The sequence below is a fragment of the Rhizobium sp. BG4 genome (assembly GCF_016864575.1).
Lineage (GTDB): Bacteria > Pseudomonadota > Alphaproteobacteria > Rhizobiales > Rhizobiaceae > Rhizobium.
Genome location: NZ_CP044126.1, coordinates 73,225 through 91,087, shown reverse-complemented (window position 1 = coordinate 91,087; position 17,863 = coordinate 73,225). Strand labels below are relative to the sequence as shown.

The following is a 17,863-nucleotide window of genomic DNA, read 5'->3' as shown; positions in this document are numbered from 1 at the left end:
CGTATAGTGCATATCCTTCTCCGGACGGCGTAGGTTCCTCCTTATCGAAACAGGAGTAGATCAACGTGTTCGACGAACGAGCCTTCGGGCGCTTCATCCGTCGGGTGAAGTCGCTGTGGGAGGTGATTTTCCGCGATCGGCGAACAGCCTCGGAGGCTGAACGCATCGTCATTCCCTTGTACGCGCCGCAGGCCTATCCTGATGGATTTCCATTTGGCAAACCTCGCCCGTCGGATGAGGAGCTTGAACGCGAGAACCGAGAGAATGGAAGTTCATGAGGATTTTGCATCTGATTTGTAGCCCGCGCGGACATGCATCCGCCAGCGCGCGTAACTCCCATCGGATGATCGAGGAATTGGTGGCCTCGGGTAGGAATGTCGAAGTCACCGTCAGATGCCTGAATGATTCAAACATGCCCCATATCGACCGCGAATTCTCGATGTCGTCTCGTGTTCCGGGCCACGTCGTAGGCTCATCGGGATCACATTCTCTGTCTGATGAACTCATAGAGGAGGTTGTTCGAAGTGAAGCCATAGTCCTCGCGACGCCCATGCACAATCTGACAGTTCCGTCGCCGCTGAAGGCCTGGATCGACCATGTTGTAAGGCCCGATAGAACGTTCCGTTATATTGACAATAGAATGGTCGGGATGCTCGTAGACAGACCTGTGCTTGTGAGCTTCTCGCGTGGCAATGCGGCACTGGACGGCCCCGATTTCCTGATTCCGTATCTAAGAACGATCTTTGCGGTGATGGGGGTAACAAGCATCGAGTTTTTCCCCCTACCCGACCAGATCGAGGTATGCGGCGATCCAGGCTCTTTTCGTCACCCCTTGGACTTGAACTTGGATGCCGCGAGAGAGACCGGACACCGTTCAATCCAGGCGTTGTGGTCGCGGTATTGGTAGTCAAACGCAGTCTACGGCTTTGCAAGGAAATTGAAGATGATGAGAGAGAGTCACGATAGGCGATCGGAGGTTATCAGTTGGCTCTCGGAGGGCCTCCGGGATGAGGCGACGCTCGAGCGAATATTCGTTCAGCTCTGCGAACGGCTAATGCAGGCGGGAATCGGATTGAGCCGCGCAACCTTGCACTTGCGAGTTCACCATCCTCAGTGGCTGGGGACACGCCTCATTTGGCATAGAGGTCACGACCGTGTGGACATCCAGAACGTCGCCTATGACGTAGAGGCGACTGAGGTTTTTCTAAGAAGCCCTTTCCATTTCGTGCTCGCGACGGGCAGTCAGATACGGCAGGTGCTCCAGCTACACGGTCCCCACAAGTACCCCGTCTACGAGGAGCTGCGCGATCAGGGCCACACCGACTACGTCGCCTGGCCAATGGATCATACTCAGGGCCGTCGTCACCTGATCACCTTCGCCACCGATAGTCCGCAGGGGTTCGAGCCAACAGACGTCGAGTTGATGGAAGCCACGTTGCCCCTGTTCTCGCTGATCTCGGAAATACGCCTTAAAAACCAGTTGGCGCGTACACTGCTGCAAACCTATGTCGGTCCACATGCAAGCGAGCAAATTCTCGAAGGAGCCACAACCCGCGGAAGCGGCACGACCTTGAGTGCGGCGATCATGATCTGCGATTTACGGAACTTCACGCTTCTATCAGGCAGCCAGCACAGGGACCACGTCATCGACATCTTGAACGACTATTTCGATCTGATAGCCGATCCCATCGAGAAATTCGGCGGGGAAATCCTGAAATTCATGGGCGACGGCTTGCTGGCCGTGTTCCCGCTCAATCGTCCCAATGCTTGTCAAAGACTGATAGCCGCGTTGACGGCCGCATACGAGGCGTCCGCGCGCCGGACCTCGACGAAGTTTCCCGTCCAATTCGGGACCGGGGTTCACGTGGGTGAAGTCATGTACGGGAACATCGGTTCTCGGCGGCGATTGGACTTCACGGTGATTGGGCCTGCGGTCAATCTCGCATCTCGGCTCGAAACCTTGACCAAAAAGCTCAAGAGGCCCGTGTTGATTTCCGGAGACTTCGTCGCTTCGGCCGGATGCGCGGACCAGTCAGACTGCCTTGGAATGCACGGCGTCAAGGGGTTCGATGAAATGGTCGAGGTCCACGCCCTGAACATCTGAAGCTGGGAAACATGTCCGCGGTGCCGGTTGACGCTTTTCCCGACACCGCGGTGTCTTGCTGTTCTCCAAGGAGAGTTGGAGTAACGACGACAGCGTGTCTTCATATCGGCAAGCGATCAACCTAACCGTAGGTATGGGATGTCAAGGCTCAAGACAGCGCGACCGGCTTTGCAGGCCGTTCCGTCTTGAGGTCAGCCCACGCCGGCCTTCCCGCGGTCACATATAGCGCGAATAGTCCGAGCTCACCTTGTCGTCACCTGCGTATTTCAACACCTCGCCTACCTTCCTGGCTGCCCTGATTGGTACCGGCAGCTTCTGGTTCATCTGGGTCGAATTCCAGTTTATCTTAGTCAAGGAGAGGACCTCCTTGGCAATCTGTTCGACCGTGTTGTCACTGGACTCATGAGGGCAAATGAGTAACGGTCGGGGATCGTAGGTACCAGGATAGGTGCCGTAGTACGGGATGCTACCGTTCGTATACAGCAAACCTTTTCCGTCGAGCTCGACGAATGTGCCGCGCATTACAGGATAATTGCCGTCGCGCAGCACCTTCATAGCCGTCCGCTCTTGTATCCAGACTAGGTCCTTCATCTCGATCGCGAGCTCGGAAATCGCCTCGGTGATGCCTTCCGCCTCCTCTTCACGGAAGCGCGACGTCTTGTAGACAGCAACACGGGCGGGGTAATTTCGGTGGTGGGCCTTATAGGCAGCGAGCACCTCTAGGATCAGATCACGGGCATCATCCTTGGTCATGTAAGGATGCCGCCCCCTACTCTCAGTTTCTGCGCGCTTACCCTTTAGGATAAAGCCGCGGCCGCGCTCGTCGAACATCTGCGCCGCGCTCGTGAACAGGTCCTTCCCGCCAGCCTCCCGATAAAAGCTGACGCCAATGTAGCAGGCTGTGAACTCACCTACATGAGGCAATCGCCGCCACGGTATGCGCCCAGTTCCCTTGTAGTAAAGCGACGTCATCAGGTTCCAGACGACATCAGCGTCATCTTGAGTGTTACGTTCGCTGTCGTCCTTGATCTTTTTCGGAATTGAGACCTTCTCGTCAAATACATCCTCCCACACGATCTGGGTCGGAAAGCTCAAATGCATCGACTTCGCCTTGAGGAGCCCGCGAAAATTCAGGACGTCTGCCCGCTCGGCGGCGTCTGTTTCATCGTCATCGCTTGTGTCGGGACGGGCATTCCACACCCTTTCGATCAGGGAAACAGGGAGGGCTATGATGGCGACGTCCGGGCGATTTCCACTCTCGTCGATAGCTTGGAGCTCCTTGAATATCTCGTCGACTGCCATTTCGATGGCCTTATCGGTGTATGGCTCCTTCTTAATCCTGTCGATTTTCGACTGAGGGATGGCAGCAGTTGCGCGCTCATCCACTTCGAACTTGCATCTATAAGGATTCTGATTGCCCAACCCGGGGAAATCAGGGTGCATATTCGGATGCTTCCCACCGTTTCCTGCGACGCCGCCGGCGACAGTGCCCATGAAGCGCTTGGCGTCTTCGACGGTCTTGGCGCTACCGACCACGGCGATCTTTATGGTATCTCCGATAGGGGTCTGCAACGGTCCGCCAACAACCAGGCCACGCCTCGGATCGGTGTTGTGGTGGCTATCGCCGAACTCGAGGTGCGGCTCCTGAAAGATTGTGGTTCTAAATTTCGAAGACACCTTGCGGCCCCTCCTCTCCCGCCGATTTGGCTTTAGTACGCCAAACATCTTCGGGGACACGTGTCGGGAGCTGAACCATTGGGGGCTCTCCGAAGGTCAACCACGGTTCACCGGTTGGAGCGGCAAAGAGGTCGGTAGCTTTGGGTTCGATACTCTGGAGGAAGCGGTGCCACATGAGTACCTGGCCACGGATGGCGCTGCTGTTGTCCATGCGCTTCTTTCCAGACAGCAAGGCATCAGGCGCGGTATGGGGGTTCATGCCGTCATAGGTAAAGAAGTACGTTGGCTCGATCACCAGATACCACTCATTGAAAAGGCTCTCGAACCGAGGAATGAACGCGTGGTGACGGACAAACGATACCCGCTCCGGCTTGTCTTTGTCTGTGACGACGTTGACAACCTCCGCCTCGGTATTCTTTTTCGAGGCCCGATACTTAAATACGCGACTGGTATTCTTGGCTCGCGCCGTAAAATAGTGAAGGCCCTTCTCCTTGCTCCAGGAGAGGTTGCCGCGCACCTGATGACCAAGGGTCTGACGCAACAGGAACGCGAAGTTGTTCCGTTCGTTTTCGTCTTCGTGAAAAGCCAGATGCTCGACCTCAATGGCTTCGACCTGATCAAGATCGACGAACTTCCGGCAGACGCTCAGTCGTGGATCGTGGAATGACCAGAACCCTCCGCCCTTGGTAGCCCAGTCGAACCGCGCCGGTTCGTCATCGCCGAGGATGATGGCACTCGCTTGTTTTCGGTCATGCTTGGTAGTGGCAACGTACATTTCTCGCGGCAGTTTGACCGGAAGAATATTAACCAAAGCCTCTTCGCCCCCGCCAAGCGGGGGTATGAAATAGCCGAAACCGGTCTTAGGCACCGTCAACGACGCCAGTCGCTCCACTGCGGAAGGTCCGAGCCTGTCCTCCGCCTTGTTGAATTTCAACCGCCTGTCTTGGAAGGCATCACCCGTCGGTACTTCCTTCCAGTAGAGGCTACCGTCGGAAATTCGGTGCAGGACGATGATGACCGGCAGATTGCTGGGACGCCAGTACTCGAGGTCTTCGGCCCGCAGAATATAACTAAAGCCATGATCGTCCTCGCCGGAGTATGTTCCGGACCCGGTAGTCTTCACTTGGACAGCTATCATTCCGGCAGTCGGCCTGCCTTCGATCATTACTTCGGCGATTCCGTCGATTCCTGCTTCCAAGCGCGAGCGGCCATCGAACTGGAAGCCCATTTTGAGGAAGCACAACCTTGTGGCTGTCTCACCGATCTCACCGCTGATCTGATTCTGCGTGATAGTCTTGGCCATTGCCAATGAGTACGATGCAGCTCCCATCCTGCCAATGGATATCGAATAACAATGCAATCATACCGACAATAATCCGCTTTTCCTCCACAAGTTTTACAGCCCAAGACATGGGTTTTTAGGTGTATTCCTCCCGCGCTGGCGCGATGCGAGAAACGAACGGTTGCAGCTTTTAGTAGTTCTCAATAGCTTAGCGGCACGCTCACGCAGAGAATACTTCGTCCAAAATGTTTTTCAGAATTCTTCAAGGTCCTATACCCGACAACGCAACCGATTGCGCATACCTCATCGTGGACGGTTGGGACGACTGGTTCGCGTTTAGAACAATGTTCACTGTCCTGGTAATCGACGAACTGGGTGTCAGACACCAGATAGGGTCTGTGAAGATCGGCCGTATGGGGTTGCTACCCTCCCGAAACCTGGCCCCAGGGGTTCGCGCTCCCGAACTCCTACTTGAGTTCGACGAGCTTCCGGAAACATACTTCTCTCTCGGACAGGGCGAAGATTACTATGAAAGCCTCAATAATCTGAGCGCGGCCCAACGGCAAAGAATGCTCGAGGGTTTACGAGACGTGGCCTACGATCTCAACCGGTTCGCAAGGTTTCGGAACGAACCCTCGATGATCACCTCCCTGCTGCGTTCGGTGAACGACACTTCGGTAATGGGTCGCCTCCATCGTCTTACGACGGGGGATGCAGAACTAACGAAGTTCAGTTTTCAATATGTGCTGCCGCCATCGTGGACGCCCAACGGTGATTTTATTCAGCCCCCGGAAATGACCTTCGATGTAATTCCCGAGTCGGAGCCTCCCACCAATGTTCACGTGCTGATAGGAAGGAACGGCGTCGGCAAAACCAGGGCAATGAAAGGTCTGGTCAAGGCATTGCTGCGCAGGGACGGCGAAGCCGCCGACACGGTAGGCAAAGTCGAGTTCAAGGAAGGGCGACCCGGCGAAGACCAATTCTCAAGTCTTGTGCTCGTCTCGTTCAGTGCGTTTGACGACCTTGCCGTTATACCGGATCAGAATGACCGGATAGCTATTCATCAGGTTGGCCTTCGTGACCCGGTCAATGACGGCGAAGCGAAGAAGCTCAAACTCGGCAAGGACCTCGCTGTCGACTTTCGAAAGAGCCTAGAACGTTGCCAGACCGGCTTGCGAGCCGCTCGTTGGCGCGAGGCATTATCGAGCCTAGAAGCGGACGACCTATTTGCCGAAGCCGAGATCGGCGTTCTGCTTGGCGGGTCTGGAGATGAATGGACGGAGGAAACGGAACACCGATTCAGCTTGCTGAGTTCTGGTCACGCGATTGTTCTCCTCACTATCACGCGGTTGGTAGAATTGGTGGACGAGCGTACCCTGGTTATGATCGACGAGCCGGAAGGTCATCTTCATCCTCCCCTTCTTTCGGCGTTCATCCGCAGCCTTTCCCGTCTACTTGTGTCACGCAACGGTGTCGCTATCGTTGCCACACATTCTCCCGTCGCGCTTCAAGAAGTGCCCAGCTCCTGCACATGGAAGCTTCGACGGACGGGTCGCATCTCGGTCGCCGAGCGTCCCACTATGGAGACATTCGGCGAAAACGTCGGAATACTGACGCGCGAAGTCTTCAGCCTAGAGGTAACTCGGACCGGGTTTCACAAGCTTTTGGTAGACGCCGTATTTCATCGTCGGATGAGTTACGATGAAGCCCTGCGCTACTTCGGAGATCAGTTGGGCACCGAGGCGAAAGCGATCATAAGAGCGCTGGTTCTCGAAAGAGATCGCCAATAATGAGAGCGCTACCTAAGCCGCCGTTCGGCGCGATGTCCGCTCTGGACGCCTGCGCCTCAAGTATCCGCGACACTGCCCTAAAGGACCGTCTTTTATCGTCCTCAACCGCTATTGCTGCGGCAGAAGGCGACTATTCGGCTCGAGGTGACACAATGAGCCTCTTCGCGATACAGGGCTCCGGAGATGTCGCATCATTGCTTACCACGTCCGAGATGATGCGGGTTTATGCGGGAACGTTCGTCAGAAGCAAAGCGACGCGTTTCCTGTACGATCTAATCAAGTCGGCTCCTAAAAATGACATGTGCCCACTATGCGGCCAGCGAACGGTGTCGACCCTTGATCACTATCTAGCGCAGTCTATTCACCCGAACCTAACGATAGTGCCGCTCAATCTCGTGCCCGCCTGCGCAGAGTGTAACAAGAAGAAGCTCGACTTCCAGCCCCAGAGCGAGGTTGAGCAAGGCTTCCACCCATACTTTGACGATTTCGACGATACGCAATGGCTCGCGGCGGAGGTGATGGAGACAACCCCCGCGGCGATCCGCTTCTTCGTGGTGGCACCTTCACATTGGACGGAAGCCAAGGCTGTACGAGCTTACAGGCACTTCACCTCATTCGACCTGGGAACTTTGTACTCGAGCCATTCGGGCGTCGAGATAAGCAACATCCGATATTCCCTCGAAATGGTGGCCGCCAAGGGAACGCCTGAAGATGTCCGATTGACCCTGCTGGAACGTGCCGAAAGCGCTCGGCGCGTAAATCTTAATTCCTGGCAAACGGCAACCTATCAAGCCCTTGCTGACTCCTATTGGTACTGCAACGGCGGCTTCTTGCTGACTTGACCTGCACCTTACCTTGAACTCGATCGTATATCAGGCTGATGGTGAGGCGGACCATCGTTCACTTTGGAGCACAACGTTGAAGTGCCTCAAACTCTGCAGTGGATCAGCTAACCGTAGGTATGGGATGCCATGACCCGAGAAAGCGCCTGGCACTTTTCGCGAACCGTGCGATCGCGGACGTTGGATATCCCCAGGAGGAGTCCCTTTCCATGAGGTCGCGACTGGAACCATGGAGAAAGCGGAAGAACACCTAGACCGGCCTTCTGCGCCTCCACGGCAACCGCTACGTCGTCGATCGAATGAGGAAAGAACAGCCGGACTGACAGGGCACCTTCGAATTCGCATCTGACGCCTGGATGGAGCTCGCGGCGGAGGCTCTCGACAAGCAGCATTTTGCGCCGCGCATACAGTGTCTTCATACGACGGAGATGCCGATAAAAATGTCCACCCGCCATGAAGTTCTGCACGGCCTGTTGGGCGACCACGGAGCCAGCAGGAGCAAGGTGGCCAACGAAGGTGCCAAACAAATCCGTCAGCGCTGGCGGAACGACGAGGAACCCCAGCCGCAGGCCAGGATTGAGGGTTTTGCTGAAGCTGCCGATGTGGAAGACCCGTCCGAACCTGTCGTCGGCCGCCAGAGCAGGCGATGCCCTCCCCGACAGCTGAAGTTCTCCTGCGTAGTCGTCCTCTATAATCCAGGCATTGGCTGCGTTTGCCCAATTCAAGACCTCGGCGCGCCTGGCATCCGAAAGGGTCATTCCAAGTGGCGCTTGCTGACCTGGAGTGATGACGGCGAGCCGAGCTTCACTCTCGTTGAATGGCAGCATCACTCCTTCGTGGTCGACAGGCGCGGCAATGGTTTCCACCCCGGCTTGCTGGAGCGCGTAGCGTGTACGGGGAAACCCTGGGTCTTCGACGAACGCCTTGCAGCCACGAAAATCCATTGCGCCGAGAACGATACCGAGAGCACCCGCAAAGCCAGAAGTGATGAAGACCTGGCTTGGATGACAGCTCAGTCCGCGGGCCGTCGCGAGATATCCGGCTACCTCCCGGCGCAGCGAAGAAAGTCCTCGTGGGTCGGGATAAATTTGCGGACGCGCACTTTCAGTGGCAATGGCCGTCCGCCAAGCACCATGCCAGGCCTTCGAAGGAAATTGATCCTGAGCCGGCACGCCCAGCTGGAAATACTGGGGCACCTCCTCGAAATCGTAAAACAATCCACGCGGCGTCCTGGCTGAAGGACCGCTCTCGGTCGACACCTCCGAAACTTCGGCCGCCACCCAGGTTCCGCCCCTGCCCTTGGTTACGATGAGTCCCTGATCTTTCAGCAGGTCGTAGGCTCGTTTCACGGTGCCTCGCGACACGCCGAGCTGTACCGACAGGTCCTGCCAAGACGACACCCTTGATCCTTTTTCAAGTGCGCCGCTCGATATCGCGCCGCGCATTGCAAGGAAAATCTGTTGGGTTATCGAGACTTTATGCTCACGGTTCACCACCGGGAGAAATGCACCCGTCATTCGGTACAACGCCTTTTCGCCTTATTGGGCCTATCGGGTTTCGGCACCTTGAACCATGGTCCCCCAAAATCAACTTTGAGGAGTCGACATGTTCACCCGAACTCTTTTGATACTGGCCGCCGCTTCGTTGTCAACGCATCCTGTGCAGGCCTCGGACGTTCACGGCTCGGCCGCGAAAATATCGATCGTATTCGATCAACCCCTACCGAATGTTCCGGGCAAGAGCATGAAAGGTGTCCTCGTCGAGTATGGGCCGGGCGGTTCCTCGGCCGCGCACATCCACCCGAAATCAGCGTTCATCTATGCGACCGTCCTTAGCGGCGCGATTAAGAGCAAGGTCAACGACGGGCCGGAGAAGGTATACAAGGCTGGAGAGAACTTTGCGGAGCTTCCCGGCGACCGCCACGGCGTAAGCGCCAATGCCAGCAAGACCAAACCCGCAAGCCTTCTTGCTGTTTTCGTGGTCGACAGCGACGAAGAGAACCTGGTCACCGACATCGACCATTAAACCGAATAACCGCACTGATATGTACCCCGATCGGCACCATCGACGTGCATCGCCATGAAGCACGTCCTTGTACTTGACCTGGATCAGGCAACGAGGGTCGCGCTTACCGAGCTCATGGGCCAGCACGGTATTCGATCGACCCACGTTTCCGAGAGGGCGCATCTGTTTGGGGTACTTTCCAAGGAGATGGTGGATGCGCTGCTGATCGATGTCACGACCGGTGAGATGGCGACATTCATCCGCCATCTGACGTCTCTCACCGACGCGCCGATTTTGGTCGTCGGTGCGGAGAAGACGATCGAAGACGAGAAGGTACTTGGCCTCGAAGCCGGCGCAAGTGATTACATATGCAAGCCTGTGGGCCACCGCGAACTGGTAGCCAGGCTCAAGGCCGCCATGCGGGACAAATTGGCCTCCGATCCCATGCGCGCGCGTCGGTCGTATAGCTTCAGCGGATACGAGCTCTCGATCCGCCAGCGATTGCTTACTCATCCGGAACTCGGGCAAATCGGGTTGACGAAGGCAGAGTTCAATCTCTTGACTGTTTTCTTGGCCAACCCGAAGAAAATACTCTCCAGAGACCGCCTTCTGACGGCGAGCAGGCTACACGAAGGCGAGATTTTCGATCGCAGCCTTGATGCCCTGATCTTGCGCCTCCGACGGAAAATCGAGTTCGATCCAGCGAACCCGCGGCTCGTTCGAACCGTCAGGGGGTCCGGGTATCTCTTCGACAGCGACGTCTCCATCGAGATCAGGAATACCCCGAAGCGATGACACGGGACGCGCGCGTAATGTTGAGAGCCCGAACCTCCGTATAGCTTAAACGGCGGCCCTGGAGGTCTTATGGTTCGGAGGCTGGACGCCCCCAGGCAGGCGATGGATCGCATGTCTGGCGTGGTTCGCAGTCAACCGTTCAACCGTACCATCCGCCCGCTGCCCGACCCGAAATCCGGTAGAAGGCCGATGCATGCTCCGAGAGTCATGACATGGCAGTCACCTCGTACACGCACTACCTGCGGGAGTTAAAGCGCATCATTGACCACGTCCGCGACAGACCGTTCGAGTTCGACGGCGCGGATGTGCAGTTGGCCTTGTGTAAGAACGGATTTGGCTACAAGTGCCGTGACGTGGTCCGCGACGGCCGCTTGTCGTCCGAACACTATATGGGGCCGCTGCGGATTGACGAATGGCAGCCAGATCACGAGCAAATCGGCCGCGCAGAAATCGACGAGTTTTTCGAACTTCCGGAGGTATTCGCGTATTCGGATCGCGCACTCCTAGCCGAAAAAAATCCGCTGTCCGTCGCACATTGGGACGCAACAATCGGGATCGTCGAGATCGAACTACACGAACGGCGGCTGCCCCCGCGGAGGCAGCGCATGCTGTTCGCCGGGTTCAGCGACCGGGTTCACGCGGAGTTCTTCCTGGCCGTCGAGCGTGATCTCATTGTCGAAGACCACCAACAGGGTGCGCACCTTTACGAATGGCGCGAAACGAACGCCAGCGATATGGCCTCGATCGCAGTACCGCGCTTTGCGTCCAGGCGAGACTCAGGACGCGAGGGCTCCCGGCTAGCCTGAATCGCCGATAGCCTCACGGCGATGGCGATGGTGATATAACGTATGTATAAGTTACCCCTCCCAGACCATCGTGATAGGTTTAACCGCTTGAAAATACTTGATTTAATCAAGATTTCAGGAGCATCTACGATTTCATTCTGGAGAGTAACGATGGATAAGTCCAATCTTAGCGCAACCCGGCGCAATGTCGTGGCGGGAACACTGACGCTCGCGGCGGCGGCAGCCGCTGTCGCGGCCCAACCGGTGGCAGCAGCGAGCAAAAAGAAGCCCCAGGCTGCGACCGGCGGGGAGCATTTCTACGTCACCAGTAACGATGGCACCCAGATTTTCTACAAGGACTGGGGTCCCAAGGACGCGCAGCCGATCGTGTTCCACCATGGCTGGCCGCTCAGCGGCGACGACTGGGACAACCAGATGCTGTTCTTCCTCAGCAAGGGCTATCGCGTCATCGCGCACGATCGCCGCGGTCACGGCCGCTCCGCGCAGGTAAGCGAAGGGCATGATATGGACCATTACGCCGCCGACGTGGCTGCGGTCGTGGAACATCTCGATCTTCACAACGCGATCCACGTCGGTCATTCGACCGGCGGTGGCGAAGCAGCCCACTACACGGCCCGGCATGGTAAGGGACGCGTCGCGAAGCTCGTCTTGATCGGCGCAGTGCCCCCGATCATGGTCAAGACACCCGAGAACCCCGGCGGCCTTCCGATCGAGGTATTCGATGGAATCCGCGCTGCGCTCGCTGCCAATCGCTCCCAGTTCTACTACGATCTGGCAGGCGGTGCGTTCTACGGCTTCAACCGCGAAGGTGTGCAGCCCGTCGATGCCATCATCAAGAACTGGTGGCGTCAGGGCATGGCCGGCGGCGCAAACGCGCACTACCTCGGTGTCAAGGCGTTCTCGGAGACTGACTTCACCGAAGACCTCAAGATCATCGACGTCCCGACGCTCGTCCTGCACGGTGACGACGACCAGGTCGTTCCGGTGGCCGACTCCGCGGAGCTGTCTGCGAAGCTTCTCAAGAACGCAACCCTCAAGATTTACAAGGGTTACCCGCACGGGATGGCTACCACCCACGCGGACGTCATCAACGCTGACATTCTGGCGTTCGTACAGGCTTAATCTGAATTGGAGAGCGCTCGGTCACGGGCGCTCTCTTCTACTATGCGCTACGACCCAGCCGCGTGCGCTCCCTCACCCCCATAATGGCCACCGTTGCTCATCGCACAGACCTGCGGCCCGCTGTTGGTGTCGGAAGGGTGAAATGACGCGTCAGCGAGATGGTCAAGCTGGAAGCCGGCTTGATCTGAGAGATGTCGCCTTAGTGGCCCTATCAAAATACGACGAAACGGGACCGCGATATTTTCGCGATCCCGCATGCTTCGTCGAACTGTTCAGCAACCGATTGATGGTTGCCTTGCTATTAGCGAGCCGGCGGCGGCGTCGCGGTCTTGACCCATTCAGAGTAGGCAGTGCGACCGAGCAGTACCCCTGCCCCTGGCATCAGCGTCTTGTCATCGAGAATTGAACCGAAGTAGGGCGTCTTCTCGTCCACGACGATCTCGCGCTTGTCGCCAATCTGACGAAGGTACTTACCGACGGCATCGGCGATGCGGATAGGCTCCGGACCGGCGATCTCCATCAGGCCGTTCGACGGGGAACCGACGGCAACATCCGCGAGCGCATCCGCGACATCGTCGGAGAAGATCGGCTGCATCATCGCCGGAGAAAGGTGAACCTTATCGCCTTGCGCACCGGATTGAGCGATGCCGAACATGAACTCGAAAAACTGGGTGGAGTGAACCAGCGTGTAAGGAACCTTCGACTCCCGAATAAGATTTTCCTGCACCAGCTTGGCACGAAAATAGCCGCTGTCCTGAAGCCGCTCCGTGCCGACGACGGACAGGGCCACATGGTGCTTCACGCCTGCGGCTGCCTCCGCCGACAAGAGATTGCGACCCGACGCCTGGAAGAACTCCATGACAGCCTTGTCTTCGAACGACGGTGAGTTCGCAACATCGACGACAACCTGCGCCCCCTTCAGCACTTCCGCGAGCCCCTCGCCCGTGACCGTGTTGACGCCCGACGCCGGCGACGCGGCAATCACTTCATGACCCTTTGCCTCAAGGCGCTTCACCAGTTTCGAACCGATCAGGCCGGTCCCGCCAATTACGACGATTTTCATTGTTCGCTCCTATTGCGGTGATCTGTGTACAGCGCCGCCGAATGCCGGCGCGACAGACGCGTGGGGTCAGCATTAGCCGCACAAATGACCAACCCAATGCCTTGGGAAGGTGTCCTTGAACGTCCGATTGATGATTTTCTGACCTGCGAAGAGTCTATGGGAATACGCTGGAGCGTATAGCTAAACGTAGGTTTGGGATGTGCGGCCGAGCGGTGGGCGGCCCGGCCTTTCTCGGCACATTTCAGTCGCGCTGAAGCAATTCGGCCTTGCGGACAAGGTCGGGGAGCGAGCGGCTCTGCATCTTTCGCATGACGCTCATTCGGTGAAGCTTCACGGTCATTTCGCTGATGCCGAGCTCGTAGGCAACTTGCTTGTTCATCAATCCGCTGACGACGGCCGCCATGACTTCTCTTTCACGCGGCGTCAGGGTCTGCGCGAGGGACTTTACCCGTTCGAACTCGGCGTCTGTATTCCGTCGCCTGGTATCCAGCTCGATTGCGTGTTCGACGGCCTGCAGCAGGTCTTGGTTGGCAAATGGCTTGGTTATGAAGTCGGTTGCCCCGGCCTTCATCGCGCGAACGCTTGTCGGAATGTCGGCGAACGCCGTTAGGAAAATCACTGGCAGCTTGCTGCCGATTGAGATGAGGCGATCCTGTAAGTCCAGCCCAGTCTCCCCAGGCATTCTCAGATCGACCACCACACAGCCGGCTGCTGCGGTATCTGCAATCCGGAAAAACTCTGAGCCACATGCAAACGCCGACGCGCGTCGTTTCGTAACCATGAAGAGATCGAGCAGTGCGTCCCGCATGTTCTCGTCGTCGTCCACCACGTAGACGATGGGTTCAGCAGTGGCTTCCGCTTTCACGCTCGCGTTTTGCATGATGCTACCCGCCTTTCAGCCTTGGGCCTGCCAAACTCGACCGTGCTCATCGCCGGAAGCTTGACCCTCTCAGCTAATATACCACGCTTTCCATCACAGGAGACCATAAACCTTGGTTTAGGTGTCCTCACACTGGCATTTTGGATGCACCGAACATTCACGGCACCAATGTACCCGAGCGGTCAAGCCAAAACTTCGTTTAGTCGCCCCGTGCAACGCGACGCTGTATTTTTGCGCGTCCAGGCTTGAAAGGAGTTTGACATGAAGGTGGTCGTCGTGGGTGCTAGTGGCACGATGGGGTCGAAAGCAGTGAGGTCTCTTGAAAGAGACGGACGCGAGGTCGTACAGGCATCGACCAGCACCGGCGTGAACGTCCTGACCGGCGAAGGGCTGGACGAGGCCTTCAACGGGGCTGACGCGATCATTGACGTTACAAATTTCGGCTCATTCGGAAGTGGCGATGCCCTCGCGTTCTTCAAGCAGTCCAGTAGCAATCTATTGAAGGCCGCGAGGCGGAGCGGCGTGGGCCACTACCTGGCTCTCTCTGTTGTGGGTGCCGAGACGCTCGTCGAAAACGACTACTTCCGTGCAAAACTCGTGCAGGAAAACCTGATCCGCGCCTCGGGCATCCCCTACACGATCGTCCGCTCAACCCAGTTTTTCGAGTTCCTGAGCGGCATCGTAGGATCGTCGGCGGACAACGGTACGATCCGCTTGCCAGCTCTTCGGCTGCAGCCGATTGCAGGCGACGAGGCGGCATCCTGGCTGGCGAAACTCGCTGGTGAAAGCCCGAGCAATACCGTGGTCGAAATTGGCGGACCCGAAGCGGCCGACCTGATCGATCTGGCGAGCGAACTCCTGACCGTCAACGAAGACAACCGTCCTGCAACGTCCGATCCAGAGGCCCAATACTTCGGCATCTCGGTCCCCACCGAAGGGCTAATTCCCAGGATGCCGGCAGCACTCGGCAGGCTCACCTACCATGACTGGCTCTCGAGGACGCTTCACCAATAAAAAAGCCGGAGCTCGACGGCTCCGGCGGGTATTTGCGGCAGCTGACTTCAGATATGGAGCGGCGAAAGCTTCTTGTTCACCGACTTGGACTGCGTGCAGGCCCAGACCGTACCGGCGATACCGAAGAGCGCCGGGAGGCTCACCGCGGGGAAATCCCGGACCAACACGGATGCCGAGCATATGCCCACCGCGACTTCCCAGAGATGGAAGAAGGCATGGGCGATCAGCCAGAGGGTGGCGGCAGCCCAAAGCTCGACACGGCGTTCGCGTTTGAATGTGCCGATTGCGAAGGCAAGAGCGATGAAGCCCTGTATGATGCCGATGTCGCGAATGAAGTGCTGATTGAAAAAACCGGTGTCGGTCACGCCGGGCACGAAATAGTACCAGCCCTCCGGGTCGTAGAGCATGTAGATAGAGAGCCATGTGGCCAGGATCACATTGAACCAAACCATGGCTAGGACGGGATACTTGAGTACTTGCATTTCAATCTCCTTCGGTTGACTGCCGAAGAAATTATCACCGTGCCATATTCGAAACTTCCCAAACAAAGGTTTGGGCACCCCGTGTGAAGACAGTCCTTAGGAGCGGCTTTTGCAAAAATTCGTGGCGTACCTGCCGAATGGGGAGTTATTCGATGCGAAGTACGCCCTCCTTCAGTTCGCGAGCGTTGTGTCCGACGAGAAGCACCTCGTCGCCATCGAAACCGAGGCCGAGATAGAGGACGTCGATGCCGCCCTCGCCAAAACTGGCATGCCCTACCTGCTTCTCAGCGTGACTGCGTCGACAGGAAGGAATGGCGACAACGACCTGTTGACGGTCATGGAGCTCGTGTCTCGGTCGCCGTAGGCGCGTCGGAACAGCGCGCCCTACCGTAAGCCAGTTCGAGTTTCTTGATCAGCTGGACGAGTGAACCCGCGCCCATTTTCTTCATCATCCGACTTCTATGAATCTTGACCATCATCTCGCTCACCTCGAGGCGATGGGCGATCTGCTTATTGAGGTCACCTATTGCGACATACTTCATGACTTCACGTTCACGCGGCGTCAGCGTTCCGATGGACCGCCAAACGGCTTCCCGTTCGGCTGCCCGGGCCCGTGCGACCAAGTTCTGTCGAATGGCACCGAACACGGCATCGAGGACCGCCGCGTCATCTAGGGGTTTCGGTAGGAAGTCGGACGCTCCGCGCTTCATCGCCTCGACGGCAATCGGGACGGTCGCCTCGCCGGTCGTGAACACGATGGGCAGCAGACAGGCTCGGTCTGCCAAACGTTCCTGGAGATCAAAACCGCTGCTCTCTCCTGGTTGGATATCCACGAGCAGGCAGCCTGGTACGTCTAGATCAGCAGAGCCAAGCAGCTCCGCGCCTGATCTGAAACTCTGCGAGACAACATCTGCCAGGTGAAAGAGGTTGACCAGTGACAGCCTCGTCTTGTCGTCATGGTCGACGATGAATACCGTTGCCGCGCCGGGCGTTTCCGTCTGTTGCAGCATCTGATGCTTCGGTCTCCGTCCGTCTGTTTGCGCGTCGATTTGCCGGGAGTTCGACTGAAGGCAGGTCAGGCTGCCTTCAGTCGCGGAACTATCAATTCGCCGCAGCGGCCTCTTCAATAAGCTTTGCCACTTCGCCCGGGTGCGAAATCATCACGACATGCGATGCTCCGGCCACCGCGACCGTCTTTCGGGACTTCGCCCGGTCCGCCATCCACTGCAGGGTTTTCGGCGGGATGTTTTTGTCCGCATCGCCGTAGATGAACCACGATGGGATAACCTTCCAAGCCGCCTCCGGGGCAGGCTCGCCCAGCGCGGCGTCGGTGATCGGGCGCTGTGCTACCGCCATGAGGCGAGCCGCAGCGGCTGGTACATCCGCTGCGAACTGGTCCGGGAATTTGCTCTGATCGATGTAGAGGTCCTTTTCGCCGTCCGACAGCACCACGGGCTCCGCCAAGGTCGGCGCGAGGGTGCTACCCGGAAATTTGCCTGACAGGTCCACGGCCGACTCGCCCTTTTCAGGCGCGAATGCCGCCACGAAGACGAGCGCCTTTACATTGCCAACGCCAGCCGCGGCATCGCTGATGACCGAACCGCCATAGGAGTGACCTACCAGCACCACCGGGGTCTTCACGGTCTTGACGATGCCGGCGACGTATTCGCCGTCGCTCTTGACCCCACGAAGCGGGTTGGCCACAGCCACAACAGGATACCCGTCCCTTTCGAGGAGAGTGACCACGCGGTTCCAACTTGATGAATCCGCAAACGCTCCGTGGACCAATACCACCGTCGGCTTCTGCGATGCCGCATGTCCCATGACAGAGGACGCTAATAGGAGGCCAGTCGCGACCGCCAGCCGTGTGAATCTCTTCATTCGTTTTTCCTTTGATGTCTTGAAGTCCCTACCGACCGCTCTGATGCGCGGATCATTCAGGAAGGGACTTTTGGGCCTGTTCTAACGACGAGCAGAGCAATGATCGTCTGAACCTCGCCGC

19 protein-coding genes are annotated in these 17,863 nt (G+C 57.4%); 11 read left to right on the top strand and 8 right to left on the bottom strand.

Annotated elements, in window-relative coordinates:
* Window positions 1-65 precede the first annotated feature (65 nt).
* The 3 genes from F2982_RS20605 to F2982_RS20595 all read left to right on the top strand — a co-directional run bounded on the left by F2982_RS20605 (window position 66) and on the right by F2982_RS20595 (window position 2,104).
* The gene (locus F2982_RS20605; RefSeq protein ID WP_203430688.1) at window positions 66-278 is read left to right on the top strand and encodes a hypothetical protein; all 213 of its coding nucleotides are present in this window, start codon (window positions 66-68) and stop codon (window positions 276-278) included.
* Entirely contained in the window at window positions 275-907 is a 633-nt protein-coding gene (locus F2982_RS20600) for an NAD(P)H-dependent oxidoreductase (RefSeq protein ID WP_203430687.1), read from the top strand. The genes F2982_RS20605 and F2982_RS20600 overlap by 4 nt, the downstream gene beginning before the upstream one ends.
* 249 nt (window positions 908-1,156) lie before the next feature.
* Entirely contained in the window at window positions 1,157-2,104 is a 948-nt protein-coding gene (locus tag F2982_RS20595; RefSeq protein WP_246777625.1) for an adenylate/guanylate cyclase domain-containing protein, read from the top strand.
* Between the two features lie 216 nt (window positions 2,105-2,320).
* Here the strand turns inward: F2982_RS20595 and F2982_RS20590 are convergent, their stop codons facing one another.
* Complete coding sequence (locus F2982_RS20590) at window positions 2,321-3,829, bottom strand: hypothetical protein (RefSeq protein WP_203430685.1); 1,509 nt, start codon at window positions 3,827-3,829, stop codon at window positions 2,321-2,323.
* Window positions 3,765-5,084 (bottom strand): DUF4365 domain-containing protein, encoded by a 1,320-nt coding sequence (locus tag F2982_RS20585; RefSeq protein WP_203430684.1) that lies wholly within the window; start codon window positions 5,082-5,084, stop codon window positions 3,765-3,767. The genes F2982_RS20590 and F2982_RS20585 overlap by 65 nt, the downstream gene beginning before the upstream one ends.
* Window positions 5,085-5,308: 224 nt before the next feature.
* Between F2982_RS20585 and F2982_RS20580 the strand changes: the two genes are divergently transcribed.
* Together F2982_RS20580 and F2982_RS20575 are read left to right on the top strand one after the other, a co-directional pair.
* Complete coding sequence (locus tag F2982_RS20580; protein ID WP_203430683.1) at window positions 5,309-6,853, top strand: AAA family ATPase; 1,545 nt, start codon at window positions 5,309-5,311, stop codon at window positions 6,851-6,853.
* A gap of 152 nt (window positions 6,854-7,005) precedes the next feature.
* Window positions 7,006-7,695: a hypothetical protein gene (locus tag F2982_RS20575; RefSeq protein WP_246777624.1), complete on the top strand. Its 690-nt coding sequence runs from the start codon at window positions 7,006-7,008 to the stop codon at window positions 7,693-7,695.
* Between the two features lie 107 nt (window positions 7,696-7,802).
* On the opposite strand, the gene F2982_RS20570 is transcribed toward F2982_RS20575, so the two are convergent.
* A complete protein-coding gene (locus F2982_RS20570; protein ID WP_203430681.1) occupies window positions 7,803-9,212 on the bottom strand; it encodes a PLP-dependent aminotransferase family protein in 1,410 nt (469 codons plus the stop codon).
* An 88-nt stretch (window positions 9,213-9,300) separates the two neighbouring features.
* Between F2982_RS20570 and F2982_RS20565 the strand changes: the two genes are divergently transcribed.
* The 4 genes from F2982_RS20565 (at window position 9,301) to F2982_RS20550 (ending at window position 12,422) form a co-directional block, all read left to right on the top strand.
* The gene (locus tag F2982_RS20565) at window positions 9,301-9,720 is read left to right on the top strand and encodes a cupin domain-containing protein (RefSeq protein ID WP_203430680.1); all 420 of its coding nucleotides are present in this window, start codon (window positions 9,301-9,303) and stop codon (window positions 9,718-9,720) included.
* A gap of 54 nt (window positions 9,721-9,774) precedes the next feature.
* Window positions 9,775-10,494, top strand: coding sequence for a winged helix-turn-helix domain-containing protein (locus F2982_RS20560; protein WP_203430679.1), 720 nt, complete (start codon window positions 9,775-9,777; stop codon window positions 10,492-10,494).
* A gap of 212 nt (window positions 10,495-10,706) precedes the next feature.
* Window positions 10,707-11,300 carry a hypothetical protein gene (locus F2982_RS20555; protein WP_203430678.1) on the top strand — a complete coding sequence of 198 codons (594 nt, stop codon included), beginning with the start codon at window positions 10,707-10,709 and terminating at the stop codon, window positions 11,298-11,300.
* Window positions 11,301-11,450: 150 nt separating this feature from the next.
* The gene (locus F2982_RS20550) at window positions 11,451-12,422 is read left to right on the top strand and encodes an alpha/beta hydrolase (protein WP_203430677.1); all 972 of its coding nucleotides are present in this window, start codon (window positions 11,451-11,453) and stop codon (window positions 12,420-12,422) included.
* 301 nt (window positions 12,423-12,723) lie between these two features.
* Here the strand turns inward: F2982_RS20550 and F2982_RS20545 are convergent, their stop codons facing one another.
* Together F2982_RS20545 and F2982_RS20540 are read right to left on the bottom strand one after the other, a co-directional pair.
* Window positions 12,724-13,485 carry an SDR family oxidoreductase gene (locus F2982_RS20545; protein ID WP_203430676.1) on the bottom strand — a complete coding sequence of 254 codons (762 nt, stop codon included), beginning with the start codon at window positions 13,483-13,485 and terminating at the stop codon, window positions 12,724-12,726.
* A 241-nt stretch (window positions 13,486-13,726) separates the two neighbouring features.
* A complete protein-coding gene (locus F2982_RS20540; protein ID WP_203430675.1) occupies window positions 13,727-14,365 on the bottom strand; it encodes a response regulator in 639 nt (212 codons plus the stop codon).
* Between the two features lie 261 nt (window positions 14,366-14,626).
* On the opposite strand from F2982_RS20540, the gene F2982_RS20535 reads away from it, so the two are divergent.
* Window positions 14,627-15,379, top strand: a complete 753-nt coding sequence (locus tag F2982_RS20535; RefSeq protein ID WP_203430674.1) for an SDR family oxidoreductase — start codon at window positions 14,627-14,629, stop codon at window positions 15,377-15,379.
* 47 nt (window positions 15,380-15,426) lie between these two features.
* Here F2982_RS20535 and F2982_RS20530 read toward each other — a convergent pair whose 3' ends face one another.
* Entirely contained in the window at window positions 15,427-15,861 is a 435-nt protein-coding gene (locus F2982_RS20530) for a hypothetical protein (protein WP_203430673.1), read from the bottom strand.
* A gap of 109 nt (window positions 15,862-15,970) precedes the next feature.
* On the opposite strand from F2982_RS20530, the gene F2982_RS20525 reads away from it, so the two are divergent.
* Window positions 15,971-16,225, top strand: a complete 255-nt coding sequence (locus F2982_RS20525) for a hypothetical protein (RefSeq protein WP_203430672.1) — start codon at window positions 15,971-15,973, stop codon at window positions 16,223-16,225.
* Here the strand turns inward: F2982_RS20525 and F2982_RS20520 are convergent.
* Together F2982_RS20520 and F2982_RS20515 are read right to left on the bottom strand one after the other, a co-directional pair.
* Window positions 16,197-16,871 carry a LuxR C-terminal-related transcriptional regulator gene (locus tag F2982_RS20520; protein ID WP_203430671.1) on the bottom strand — a complete coding sequence of 225 codons (675 nt, stop codon included), beginning with the start codon at window positions 16,869-16,871 and terminating at the stop codon, window positions 16,197-16,199. The genes F2982_RS20525 and F2982_RS20520 overlap by 29 nt on opposite strands.
* A 91-nt stretch (window positions 16,872-16,962) precedes the next feature.
* Window positions 16,963-17,685 (bottom strand): alpha/beta hydrolase, encoded by a 723-nt coding sequence (locus tag F2982_RS20515; RefSeq protein ID WP_246777671.1) that lies wholly within the window; start codon window positions 17,683-17,685, stop codon window positions 16,963-16,965.
* Between the last annotated feature and the right edge of the window lie 178 nt (window positions 17,686-17,863).